Here is a 12,247-nt window from a genome sequence, read left to right as displayed (position 1 = left end):
CAAAGCTGGTTTTTCACGCTAGCGGAGGGAGTGACCGTGCAATCTTCTTCAGTCAAAGCGCTGGCCGGCATGGACAGTCCAAAAAGTGGGGAAGTGAGGCGCGGCGTCGATCCCCTGCGTCGACGCATCGTGGTCCAGTTGCCGCTGCTGGCGGGTGTGCTGGCTTCGGGCATGGCGCGGGCCGCGCCGCGCCAGCACCGGCTGCAACCTGCGCTGGCCGCGACGCTGGGCGCCTGGATGGAGGCGCTGGTGCCCGGCGCCCGCCAGGCCGGCGGCGCGGATTTCGTCGCCGCGCAATTGGCCCGGCCGCGCGACCGGGCCTGCCTGACGTTGCGCTATCTCGACTGGCCCGGACCCTACCGGGCCTTCTACGAACAGGGGATCGCCGCGCTCGACGCAATGGCGGCGGCCCGCCATGCGCGGCCCTTCGCCGATCTCGACGCCGCCCGGCGCGATGCGCTGGCCGCGGATGTCGCCAGCGGCCGGGCATCGGACTGGAGCGGGCCTCCCGCCGGCCTGTTCTATTTCGTCACCCGCGCCGACGCGGTGGATGTCGTGTATGGGACGGTCTCCGGATTCGCCCGGCTGGGAGTCCCCTATCGTCCCCACGTCGCTCCGCCCCTGGCCTGGCCGACGGCGGCCTGATCGAAAGGCAAGCGGATGACTTCCAGAAATCAACTCCCGGCCAGGTCGGTGGATGCCGTGATCGTCGGCGCGGGACAGGTCGGCAGCCTGCTGGCGGCGCGCCTGGCGGCGGCCGGCAAACGTGTCGTGGTCTTCGAGGCCGGGCCGGAGCGCAGGGCCGGAGGTCTGGTCAGTTCGCAGATCTGGGCGCGGCAACTGAAGGGAACGCCGGGCTGCGCCGAATCGGTCGGAAGCCATGCGCTGGGGGTGAACTTCAATACCGGCCAGGGCGGCGGCGGCTCCGCGTTGCACCACTATGCCTGCTGGTTCCGTCTGCATCCCGAGGATTTCGCGATGCGCAGCCGCCATGGCGTCGCCGCCGACTGGCCGCTCGACTACGAGGCGCTGCGGCCCGCCTATGACCGGGTTCAGTCCGATGTCGGCATTTCCGGCGATGCGGCGGCCGAAGTCTGGCGCCCGGCGGGAGCGCCGTATCCGATGCCGCCGCTGCCGGTCTTCCGCCAGGGCGAGCTGATCGCGGCCGGATTCGCGGCCAAGGGGCTGCGGGTCGCGCCGCTGCCGCTGGCCATCAATTCGATTCCCTACAAGGGGCGCCCGGCCTGCATCTATGACGGCTGGTGCGATGCGGGATGCCCGACCGGCGCCCTGGCGAATCCGCTCGTCACCTATCTGCGCGAAGCCCGCACCCTGGGCGCCCGGATCGAGTTCGAGGCGCGCGTCGTGCGCGTGCGCACCAATGCGGACGGGACGCGGGCGACCGGCGTCGATGTGGCATTGCGGGACGGCCGCGTGGTGTTCCAGGAAGCGGCGCTGGTGATCATTGCCGGGTTCGCCGTCGAAACGCCGCGCCTGTTGCTGGCGTCGGCGAATGGCGCGCACGGGCGCGGGCTGGCGAATTCCAGCGGGCAACTGGGCAAGCGTCTGCACACGCACGCGGCCTGCACGATCTTCGGCCGCTTTCCCGAGCCGACGGACAATCACCTGGGCGTCAACGGCGGGCAACTGGTATGCCAGGACCGCTACGGCAAGGACCAGGGCCATGGCTTCCTGGGCGGCTATCAATGGCTGATCGGCCATGCCTTGCGGCCGAACGACTTGCTGGGCATCGCCGGCGGCCGTCCGGATTTGCATGGCGCGGCGCTGACGCGCTTCATGCGCGACGACGCGGCGCATGTCGGTTCCATGACGATGGTCGGGGAAAGTTTTCCGCTCGAGGAGAACGCCGTTTCGCTCAGCGAGACGACCGATCGTTTCGGGGTTCCGCTGGCGCGCCTGACCCACCGTTTCGACGAGAACGCCGTGAAGCTCCACGCCCATGCCTCGGCCGAGGGGCAGGATCTGCTCCGCGCCGGCGGGGCGTCGGCGACGTGGCAGGGGCCGCTGGTCGGAATGCACCTGCTCGGCGGCGCCCGCATGGGCAAGGACCCGGCGCATGCCGTCGCCGACGAATTCGGCATCACGCACGACGTGCGCAATCTGATGATCGCCGGGCCCAGCCTGTTCCCCAGCGGCGGCGCGGTCAATCCGACCTTCACCGCCAGCGCCCTGGCGCATCGGGCCGCCGAACACGTCGTCGGGCGCTGGTCCGACCTGTTCGGTTGATGAGCAGGGAAAGCGCATGAAGCTCAACGCCCTCCCTTCGAAGGGAGGGCCGGGATGGGGGGCCGCCATCCGTGAGCGCGGCGTGCCCGGCCCCAACCACGAAGGTTGTCGAAAACCGCTTGACCGAGGAGGAGGATAAAACGATGGAAGCAAGAGTCCGCCAATGGATGACGCGGGTCGCGGTGATTGCCATGGCCATGGCCGCCGTCGCCGCCATCGACGGTCCGGCCATGCGTTATGGGGTGACCGGCGCGGTGGCCCTGATGCTTGCCGTGGCGTACTGGTTCGAGTCCACGCGGGAGATGCGTGGCGAGGTGATGTTGCGGAACTGGATCGCGCCCGCCGACGGCAGCCCGCCCGATCCGGACAGGATTCCGCCGACCCGTTTCAGGAGCTTGGCTGAAACACTGGGCAGCAGTTTCAGGAGCCAGGCTTCCGTGATTCGCGGAGCCGACAAGTCGGCGCTGTCCATGACGAACACCAATGCGACGCTCATTTCGGCATTCACGAAAGTCGTGACCCAGACCGAGAACCAGAGCGTCTCCGTCACCGAAATCGTCGGCTCGGTGGACCATCTCTCCGAGAGCGTCGCCGAGGTGGCCTCGTCGGCGACGGTTTCCCTGGACGAGGCCCGCGCCACGCATGACCTATCCACGCGCGGCGAGACGATGGTGCGCGAGGCGACCGCCGGCATCAACGACGTGGCGCAGGCGGTGGATGACCTGGGGCAGCACTTCAAGGAGGTCGTCGCCAAGTCCCAGGAAATCGGGGGCATTGTTCGCATCATCCAGGAGATCGCCGGACAGACCAACCTGCTGGCGCTGAACGCCGCCATCGAGGCCGCCCGCGCCGGCGAGCAGGGGCGGGGATTCGCCGTGGTGGCCGACGAGGTCCGCAAACTGGCCGAGCGCACGAGCCAGGCGACGGTCGAGATCAGCCAGATGATCGCGGGGATTTCCGACAGTACCGGAACGGCGAACGTGTACCTGGGACAGGCGACCGACCGTGTCCGGGTCAGCTCGTCGCGGGCCCAGGAGGCCGGGACCGTGCTGAACGAGATCATCGACCGCTCCCAGCGCACCCTGGACGCCGCTTCCCGTCTGGCTTCGGCCGCCGAAACCCAGGCGACGCTGGGCACCAACATCGTCGATGGGGTGGACCGCGTCAAATCGATCGCCGAACTGACCGGGCAGGCAGTCAAGGACTGCAACGACAAGGTGCGGCAGCTTCAGCAACAGATCGTCGACCTGAAGCATCGGGTTTCCGAGATCAACATCGTGCGCCTCGATCTCGATGTGATTCTCGATGCGCTCGAAGAAATCCGCGCCAACAACATCCTGATCCAGAACTCGGCCACGACCGAACAGGCGCAACGCTCCATCGACCGTGTCCGCCAGTTGGATCGTGGCATGGACGTGGCGCTTCATCGCTTCAACGCCACTCCCGCCGGAAAGACCGACCTGGCCGGCAGGTTCTCCAGGTGCCTGGCGAACTACCGGCGGATTCGCGACGAAATACTGGCCGACGCCTTGCAAGGCGACTTCGTCCGGGTCAGGGAAAGCATTCCCGCGCGGCTGCGTCCCGTCTATGAGGAGCTTCGCGCCTTGTTGGACCAGATGCGCCGGCAGGCGGGACTCGAATGATTTGAAGATCGTCGAATCTTGAAAAAATCGTCAACCACGGCGGGTACGGCGAAATCACAAGGACTTCCATCGTCCTGATGAATCACCCAATGGGTGAAGCGAGAGGTTAAGCGAGGGGTAAAGTGGGAAAAACCAGGAAATCGATGGTTTCGCCGTGCCCGCCGTGTCGCCATGGTTTTCAGGTTCATTGTTTTCCCTGTGTCCTCGCTTTGGGATATTGCGCTGCGCAAGAAAAGCCCGGCAGTGAGCGGATAGTCGATGGGGTCTGCGGCTAACGGGTTTGGCGCGGTTCAGTTAACTTTCGTTTCAGTAAAAAAATATTTCAGGAGGAATGCTGAAGTGGGCAGGCGCGCTATGGAACGCCGCCCGGACAGGCGCGATGCGCCGCATGCCGGGCGATGCGGAAGTCGGAGGGAACGGCGCATGAAGGCCGTCGCGGTAGTCGCGGCGGCGTTGGCGCTGTTCGGTTGCAGCCATGAAGCGGACATGTCGGCGGTGAACGCCGAGGCGCGGAAGCCGGTCAAGCGTTACGACGTCATCCAGTCCCTGGCGGCGAATTCCAAGGTACTGGTGGCCGGCACCCAGAGCGGCGCCGTGCTGGTGTCGCGGGACGAGGGCAAGAGCTGGTCGCGCCAGGCGCTCGGCCCCGTGTCCTTGACCGGGATGGCGGTCTGCCCCGACCACAGCTTCGTCGCCATCGATTTCAACCACCGGATCTGGTCCGGCGATGCAGAGGGAGGCGGCTGGCAGTCCCATCCGCTGGAGAAACCACGGGTGCCGCTGGCCATCGCCTGCGACGCGCTCGGCCGCTGGCACGTCGCCGGATCGGGGGCGAAGATCGCCCGCAGCGCCGATCGCGGCGCGAGCTGGCAACTGACCGACCTGGACGAGGACGCCCAGATCACCACCTTGCAGATGATCGACGCCGACCACGGCGTCGCGATGGGCGAGTTCGGGCTCATCGCCAGGACCGAGGACGGTGGCGTCTCCTGGAAGCAGGGGACGCGGCTGGCCGGCGAGTTCTATCCCTACGCGATGGTGTTCGTCGACCTCAAGGAGGGCTATGCCAGCGGGCTGGCCGGCACGGTGCTGCGCACGCGGGACGGCGGAGCGAACTGGAGCCGGATCGAGAATGCCGCCCAGGCGCCGCTGTACCGGCTGTTCCTGCATGACGGCAGGCCGTACGGCGTCGGCGCCGGCGGCGTCCTGGCGCGGCTCGAAGGGGATGCCTTCCGCGCCGTCGCCTATCCGGATGCCGTGCCCGTGTTCCTCGGCGGCGGCGCCTCCATCCCGGGGCAGCCCGCCGTCGCCATCGGCGGGCCGGGCGGTCTGGTGCGTGTCGTCGGCACCCACGTCAATTGAAGGAAAGCAACATGGTTCGCCGCATGCACGCCATCCGCCACCAAGTCACCCACGCCCTGCATCGCGGCGAGGAGTGGCTGTTCGCCAACCCGAAGATCGTTCTCGGCTGCATCTTCGCGGTCACCCTGCTGTTCGCCCTGTGCCTGCCGAAGTTGCGGGTGTATTCCGATTTCGCCGATCTCCTGCCGCAAAACCACCGCTACATCCAGACCTACAACCGCATCAAGGAAAACTTCGGCGGCGCCAACATGATCATCGTCGCGGTGGAGGTGGAGCAGGGCACCATCTTCAACGACGAGACGCTGAAGCTGATCCACGAGGTCACCCAGGGCGTGGACGATCTGCCCGGGGTCAACCACAACCTGGTGTCCAGCCTCACCCACCGCACCGCGCGCAAGGTGTATCTGTCGGAGGAAGGCTCCTTCATGTCCGAGCCCTACTACGACCCCAGCAAGGGCCGGCGCAGCGTCGCCGAGCTGGAGCAGATGAAAAAGGACGTGGTGGCCAGCCCGACCATGTACGGCCTGCTGGTGTCGCCGGACATGCGGGCGGGGCTGATCAAGGCCCAGCTCAACGAGTCGGGCATCGACTACGCCAAGACCTTCGACGCGCTGCAGAAGGTGCGCCAGGCCGCGTCCCGGCCCGGCCACCGCATCCACGTCACCGGCAATCCGGTGCTGACGGGCTGGGTCTATACCTACACCGGCCAGATCGTCCAGATCCTCGGCTATACCGCGGTGCTGATCGCCGTGCTGCTGATCGTCTACTTCCGTCGCTTCTACGGCGTCGCCCTGCCGCTGCTCGGCATCGGGCTGTCGTCCACCTGGGGCCTGGGCTTCATGGCGCTGCTGGGCATCAACCTGGAGCCGCTGTCGCTGCCGATCCCCTTCCTCATCGCCGCCCGCGCCACCTCCCACGGCGTGCAGCTGGTGGCGCGCTACTACGAGGAGTTCGCGAAGACCCGCAACGGCAAGCAGGCGGCGCGCAACGCCCTGGATGCGCTGTTCCGTCCCGGGTCGCTGGCCATTATCGTCGATGCGATCGGCATCGCCGTGCTGGTGCTCGGCGCCGCGCCCTTCAACCACAAGCTGGGTGTTTCCGCCGGTTTCTGGGGCTTCTCGGTGATCTTCACCGTCCATTTCATGGTGCCGCTGGCGCTGACCGTGCTGCCGCAACCGAAGGCCCACGAGAACAAGAACCAGGGCATGCGCAATTTCCTCGGCCAGGCGATGGCCAAGACCGGCGGCACTACCGGCGGCGCCCGCACCATCCTGATCCTGGCCGCGCTGGGGGCGCTGGGCGGCAGCTACTTCATCAGCCGCGTGCAGATGGGCGAGTCGGAGCCGGGCAGCCCGCTGCTGCACCGAAACCACGATTTCAACCGCTCGACCAAGGCCATCAACACCCTGTTTCCCGGTTCCGAGGAACTGCACATCGTCGCCCGCACCGACGACAAAGGCGGCATCAAGAAGCCCGAGGTGATGGCGGCGATCGAGCGCTTCCAGGCCCACATGCTGGAGGATCCGAGCGTCGGCGGCACCAAGGCCATCCCCGGCGTGGTGCGCGTGGTCAATCGCCTCACCCACAACGACGACCCGCGCTGGATGCAGATTCCCGACAACGCCGAGGAAGTGGGCGGGCTGATGTTCGCCTACATGGCCTCGAGCCCGATTCCCGGCGCCCTGAAGGAGTTCATCAATCCCGACGAGAACGAAGCCGACATGGTCTTCTACTACAAGGACCATCAGGCCGAGACCATCGCCCGCGTGGTGAAGGTGGCCGAGGCGGGCATCCAGAAGATCCAGGCCGAGGTGCCGGGCCTGCACATCGAACTGGGCGGCGGCATCATCGGCGTCACCGCCGCCGGCAACCAGGCGCTGCACACCGACCACATGATCATCATCCCGGCGGTGATGGTGCTGGCCTTCCTGCTGGTGATGGCCTACTACCAGTCGGTCCATGCCGGCTGGCTGATGGTGCTGCCGATGCTGTTCGCCACCCTGATGACCTATGCCTACATGGGTGCGGCGAACATCGGCATCAACGTCAATACGGTGCCGGTGATCGCCGTCGGCGTCGGCGTCGGCATCGACTACGCGGTGTATTTCATGGACCGCATCCGCGAGGAGATGGCCATCACGCGCAACATCCACAAGGCCGTGGTGAATGCGGTCGCCACCACCGGCTACGCCGTCTTCTTCACCGCCGCGATGCTGATCGCCGGGGTGGTGATGTGGATCTTCCTTTCCGATCTGCGCTTCCAGTCCGACGCGGCGGTGCTGCTGTCGTTCATGCTGGTCGTGAATGCCATCGCCGCGATGCTGATCGTGCCGGCGTGGTGCGTCGTGTTCCGACCCCATTTCGTCGTCGCCACCCACTACGACGCGGACGGCGTGCTGGAGGAGGACGAGGAGGGACCGGCGAATCCGGTCCAGGCCAAGGCCTAGGCCTGGAAGGGGAGGACGAAAGCGGTATGGCGGTATAGCGGTATTCGGGCCATTCGGATCATCCGAATCATTTGGGGCTGCATTTCAGTTGAATGAAACAACCACCTGGAGGAGGTAGGTATGAAGAAAGAAAGCAGACTGCGGCATCGCCGCATCGTCGGTGCCATGGCGCTTGCCCTGGCGGCCATGGGGAGCGCGACGGCCCATGCCCGGCAGGCGGATGCGACGGAGGCCGAGGCCGATCCTTGGAAAGTGGATGTCTATTACGAAAACGACACGCGCTATCGCGGCAAGGACAAGACCGGCGAACGCGTCGGCCTGTCCAAGTTCCGCAACACGATCCAGGTCGAGGCCGACAAGAAGCTGGGCGACGGCTGGACCTTCCACGGCGTGTTCCGCGGCACCTATGACGGCGTCTACCGGCTGAACAAGGACCAGTTCGGCGAGAGCGCCGGCAGCCGGAGCGCCGCCGACGTGCGTCTGCAGAACACCGCCGGACCGGCGGCGGAGTCGGTTGGCCTGTTCGGGCCGGCCGGCAGCAATCCGCTGACCAGCCACTACGGAGCGACCGTTCCCTACGGCGGCGGCGTCGGCTACACGGTGGTCGATGCCATCCAGGCCGGCGCGGGCCTGCCGAATCTCGGCGGGCCGGGAGGCGGGCCCGGCGTCAACAAGTTCGTCGATCCGAACTACGGCAACCTCAACGCGCTGCCCGCCAGCTACGGCTCCGGCGCCGGCCTGCGGGTGCTCGGCGATTCCTGGCACAGCAACAACCTCGGCGGCATCTCCTTCGCCGTGCCGGTGCGGCCTTGCGACGTCGATAGCCGCGGCTGCGCGGACTTCGGCGGCTACGGCGACAAGAAGCAAAGCGAGCTGGAGTCGCCGGAGTTCAACGACCGGCTCGACTTCCTGCGCGAGATGTACGTCAAGAAGACCTTCACCCTGGCCGACGGCACCGACTTCTTCGTCAAGCTCGGCAAGCAGCAGGTGGTGTGGGGGCGGACCGACCTGTTCCGCGTGCTGGACGTGATCAACCCGGTGGACTACTCGCGCAACAGCATCTACGACGAGCTCCAGGACATCCGCATCCCGATGTGGATCGCCCAGGGCGAGTGGCGCATGGGCGGTTCCGAGTCCATGCAGGAGCGCAACCTCTCCGTGGTCTGGAACTTCGACCAGTTCCGCGCCAACAACCTCGGTCAGTGCGGCACCGCCAACGTCGCGCTCGACGCCGGCTGCTTCTTCCGCGGCATGAAGAACCTGTGGGACAACGGCGGCACCGTCGCCAACTTCGCGTCCTTCGTGCCGCCGGGTACGCCGGGCAATCTGGCAGGCCCCTGGTTCGCGACCAACTTCGGCTCGCACCAGATCGGTATCCGCAACGTCCATCTGCCGGAATGGAGCCTGTCCAACACCCAGATCGGCGCCAAGTTCGAAGGCGTGACCCCGAACGGCCTGTCGTTCTCGCTGAATGCCCTGCACTATCGTTCCCAGCTGCCCTCGCTGCGGGCGATCAACTCGGCGGCGGTCAATCCCTTCACCGGCGCCAACGGCAACTCCTCGCCGTTCTCCGGCCCGGCGCAGGGAGTCCCGACCACCAATCTGATCGCCTTCGACATGTATTTCCCGAAGGTGAATCTGCTCGGCGGCTCGATGGACTTCCAGTCCGAGACCCTGGGCGCCGCCTTCCGGCTCGAGGGCGCGATGACCTGGGGCGAGGAGTTCGCCAACACGGCGCGCTCGGAGCTGTATTCGCGCAACAAGGTGTGGCGCTCGGTGATCGGCATCGACCGGCCGACCTTCATCCCCTTCATCAGCACTTCGCGCACGACGCTGATCTCGGCGCAGCTCTTCTATCAGCACATCTTCGATCATGAGGAGTACAACATGCCGGGCGGCAAGGTCGGCATGCCGGACTGGAAGGACAACGTGATCGGCACCCTGTTGATCAAGGGCTTCGTCATGAACGACCGGGTCAGCCCGCAACTGATCCTCGCCCGCGACTTCAAGGCCCGCGCCTGGGTCGCCTCGCCGCAGGTGGAATGGAGCTTCACCGACGACCTCAAGGTCACCGTGGGCGCCAACGTCAAGGGCCGCAACGACGACGCCGACCAGCGCTGGAGCTGGGACGACTGCCGCTCCTGCAACCCCTACGCGCCCTACACGACTTATGCGGGACAGTCCCTCAGCCCCGGCTCCGCCGGCCTGGCCGGCCTGGAACCGCTGGGCCGCTTCCGCGCCGGCCCCATCGGCGCCGCCTGGAAGCAGAACGAGATCTACGTCACCGTCCGTTATCAATTCTGATTCAGGAGACAAGACAACATGAAACGCACATGCATCGCGCTGGCCATCGCCTCGACGGCCGCCTCGTCCTTCGCCGCGACGGAGGCGGATGTCCAGAACAGCTTCCTGCCCTACAAGGGCGGGTTCCCCACCGTGGCCGGGCTGGCGCCGGGCGTGGTCATCAACAAGGCCAACGTCGAGCAGTTCAAGAGCGCCTTCGATCCGGGGCTGTTCGACATGGTCAAGGATGGCTGGATGGACATCAAGGTCGGCAAGAGCAGCGACTTCCCCCAGCCCAAGCCCTACATCGAGGCCACCCGCAAGAATCTCAACAAGGCCAAGCTCGGGCCGAAGAACGGCGACATCGAAGGCTACGCCGCCGGCCGGCCCTTCCCCGAGGAGCCCAAGGAAAGCGACCCCCGCGCCGGCGAGAAACTGGCCTGGAACTTCAAGTACGGCGTGAACTACGGCGACTCGGGTGCGATCTATCCGTTCTACTGGCGCTACCGCAACGCCGCCAGCGGCCAGATCGAGCGCACCATCAAGTTCGAGTTCCACTTCCTCAACTTCATGCATCGCACCGAGCAGGCGCCGGTTCCCGACATCACCCCCAATCCGTCGAAGATCTATCGCGGCACCTACGCCAAGGTGTATGAGCCCCAGGACCTGAAGAACACCCAGCTCCTGATCCAGCGCTTCGACGACGACCAGAAGCTCGACGACGCCTACCTCTACCTGGGCTTCCAGCGCCGGGTGCGGCGCCTGGCGACCGGTCAGACCACCGACTCCTTCCTCGGCTCGGACATGATGATCGAGGACTTCGAGGGCTACAACGGCCGCGTCTCCGACATGAGCTGGGCCTACAAGGGCACCCGGAACATTCTCGTCCCGTTCTTCAACCACGACGAGCAGAAGCTGACGGACGAGTACAAGGAAGCGGACGGCTACAAGTTCGTCGACTTCCACGGCAAGGGCAACTGCATGCCCAACGTCACCTACCAGCTGCGCAAGACCTATGTGCTGGAGGCGACGCCGGTGAATCCCAACCATCCGATGAGCAAGAAGGTGCTCTACCTGGATGCGCAGACCATGTACCCGGGCCGCGTGGTGATCTACGACCGCAAGGGCCAGTTGTGGAAGAACTTCACCATCGGCAAGTCCCATCCCGATCACCATCTGCCGAAGAACAAGGGCAGCGACGTTTCCCTGGACGATTCCTTCTCCCAGGTGGACATGCAGTCCATGCATTGCACCACCGGTCAGTTCAAGGTGCATATCGACGCCAAGCTGAATCCGCCGAACCTGTTCAGCGTGCAGAACATGCGCGGCGGCGACTGATGCGCCGCGTTCCACCTGAGAATCGGGAGCAGTCATGGCTTTGACCAAATTGAGAGCGTTCCACGCCCCCGCCAGTGTGGCGGAGGCGCTGGCACTCCTGTCGCGGGACGAGGAAACCCTGATCCTGTCGGGCGGGACCTTTCTCCACGGGCTGGAGGCGCGGGGTCTGCTGAGCGACGTGGAGGCCCTGGTGGATCTGCGGAAGGTCGGGCTCGGCACCATCCAGGCCGGGTCCGACGGGCTGGAGATCGGCGCGACGACGACCTTCGCCCAGCTCCGGCGGCACGAGGCGGTGCAATCGTCCTCCTGGCTCTCGGCCCTGGCCGATGCCCTGGAGTACCCGCCGGCGCAGATCCGCAACACGGCCACGGTGGGTGGCTGCGTCGCCGCCTCCTGTCCCTTCTTCGACATCCCCACCGCGCTGGTGGCGCTGGACGGCGTGGTGACGGCCAAGGGTGGCGAGGGCGAGCGGCGGATTCCGCTGCCGGAATTCTTCGTCGGCCTGTTCGCCTCCGCTCTGGAGCCCGGCGAATTCGTGACCGGGGTTTCCCTGCCGCGGCCGGAGGGACGGACGGTGGGCGCCTTCATCAAGCTGGAAGGCAACGCCAACGACCTGGCCATCGTCAACGCCGCCGCGCGCCTGACGGTGGACGGCGCGGGCGTCTGCACCGAGGCCCGCGTGGCGCTGGGCGGCGGCGTCGCCGATTCGGTGGTGCGCAGCCCGGCGGCGGAGAATCTGCTGACGGGGCGCCGGCTGGACGGGGAGACGCTGCGGGCGGCCGCCGACGCGGTGGTCGGCGACATCGATCCGATGTCCGACCATCGCGCCTCGGCCGACTACCGCCGCGCGATGGCGAAGGTGATCACCCGTCGGACCCTGGAACGGGCCGTGGCGCGCTTGCAATGAAAGGGGCACAACCGTGAAAC

The 12,247-nt window shown here is 66.4% G+C and carries 8 protein-coding genes; all 8 read left to right on the top strand.

Going from position 1 to position 12,247, the window contains the following annotated elements; translation table 11 throughout:
- The first annotated feature begins 36 nt into the window (after window positions 1-36).
- The 8 genes from B9N43_RS04605 to B9N43_RS04570 all read left to right on the top strand — a co-directional run bounded on the left by B9N43_RS04605 (window position 37) and on the right by B9N43_RS04570 (window position 12,227).
- Window positions 37-645, top strand: coding sequence for a gluconate 2-dehydrogenase subunit 3 family protein (locus B9N43_RS04605; RefSeq protein WP_222428804.1), 609 nt, complete (start codon window positions 37-39; stop codon window positions 643-645).
- A gap of 15 nt (window positions 646-660) precedes the next feature.
- Window positions 661-2,247 carry a GMC oxidoreductase gene (locus tag B9N43_RS04600; RefSeq protein WP_145841140.1) on the top strand — a complete coding sequence of 529 codons (1,587 nt, stop codon included), beginning with the start codon at window positions 661-663 and terminating at the stop codon, window positions 2,245-2,247.
- A gap of 143 nt (window positions 2,248-2,390) precedes the next feature.
- The gene (locus B9N43_RS04595) at window positions 2,391-3,890 is read left to right on the top strand and encodes a methyl-accepting chemotaxis protein (protein WP_145841138.1); all 1,500 of its coding nucleotides are present in this window, start codon (window positions 2,391-2,393) and stop codon (window positions 3,888-3,890) included.
- 423 nt (window positions 3,891-4,313) lie between these two features.
- Window positions 4,314-5,252 carry a WD40/YVTN/BNR-like repeat-containing protein gene (locus tag B9N43_RS04590; RefSeq protein ID WP_145841137.1) on the top strand — a complete coding sequence of 313 codons (939 nt, stop codon included), beginning with the start codon at window positions 4,314-4,316 and terminating at the stop codon, window positions 5,250-5,252.
- 11 nt (window positions 5,253-5,263) lie between these two features.
- On the top strand, window positions 5,264-7,699 hold the full coding sequence (locus tag B9N43_RS04585) for an efflux RND transporter permease subunit (protein ID WP_261379387.1): 2,436 nt from the start codon (window positions 5,264-5,266) through the stop codon (window positions 7,697-7,699).
- A 120-nt stretch (window positions 7,700-7,819) separates the two neighbouring features.
- Window positions 7,820-10,003 (top strand): DUF1302 family protein, encoded by a 2,184-nt coding sequence (locus tag B9N43_RS04580; RefSeq protein ID WP_145841136.1) that lies wholly within the window; start codon window positions 7,820-7,822, stop codon window positions 10,001-10,003.
- A gap of 18 nt (window positions 10,004-10,021) precedes the next feature.
- Complete coding sequence (locus B9N43_RS04575; RefSeq protein WP_145841135.1) at window positions 10,022-11,320, top strand: DUF1329 domain-containing protein; 1,299 nt, start codon at window positions 10,022-10,024, stop codon at window positions 11,318-11,320.
- A gap of 34 nt (window positions 11,321-11,354) precedes the next feature.
- Entirely contained in the window at window positions 11,355-12,227 is an 873-nt protein-coding gene (locus B9N43_RS04570) for an FAD binding domain-containing protein (protein WP_145841134.1), read from the top strand.
- The last annotated feature ends 20 nt before the right edge of the window (window positions 12,228-12,247 follow it).

The organism is Denitratisoma sp. DHT3 (genome assembly GCF_007833355.1).
In the GTDB taxonomy this organism is placed as follows: domain Bacteria; phylum Pseudomonadota; class Gammaproteobacteria; order Burkholderiales; family Rhodocyclaceae; genus Denitratisoma.
Note: the sequence above shows the minus strand (reverse complement) of the source record. Positions and strands in the feature narration are given on the sequence as shown.

Excerpts from the sequence above, each read along its gene's own strand:
- B9N43_RS04600 (WP_145841140.1), top strand. The coding sequence starts at position 661 with ATGACTTCCAGAAATCAACTCCCGGCCAGGTCGGTGGATGCCGTGATC.
- B9N43_RS04595 (WP_145841138.1), top strand. The coding sequence starts at position 2,391 with ATGGAAGCAAGAGTCCGCCAATGGATGACGCGGGTCGCGGTGATTGCC.
- B9N43_RS04590 (WP_145841137.1), top strand. The coding sequence starts at position 4,314 with ATGAAGGCCGTCGCGGTAGTCGCGGCGGCGTTGGCGCTGTTCGGTTGC.
- B9N43_RS04585 (WP_261379387.1), top strand. The coding sequence starts at position 5,264 with ATGGTTCGCCGCATGCACGCCATCCGCCACCAAGTCACCCACGCCCTG.
- B9N43_RS04580 (WP_145841136.1), top strand. The coding sequence starts at position 7,820 with ATGAAGAAAGAAAGCAGACTGCGGCATCGCCGCATCGTCGGTGCCATG.
- B9N43_RS04575 (WP_145841135.1), top strand. The coding sequence starts at position 10,022 with ATGAAACGCACATGCATCGCGCTGGCCATCGCCTCGACGGCCGCCTCG.
- B9N43_RS04570 (WP_145841134.1), top strand. The coding sequence starts at position 11,355 with ATGGCTTTGACCAAATTGAGAGCGTTCCACGCCCCCGCCAGTGTGGCG.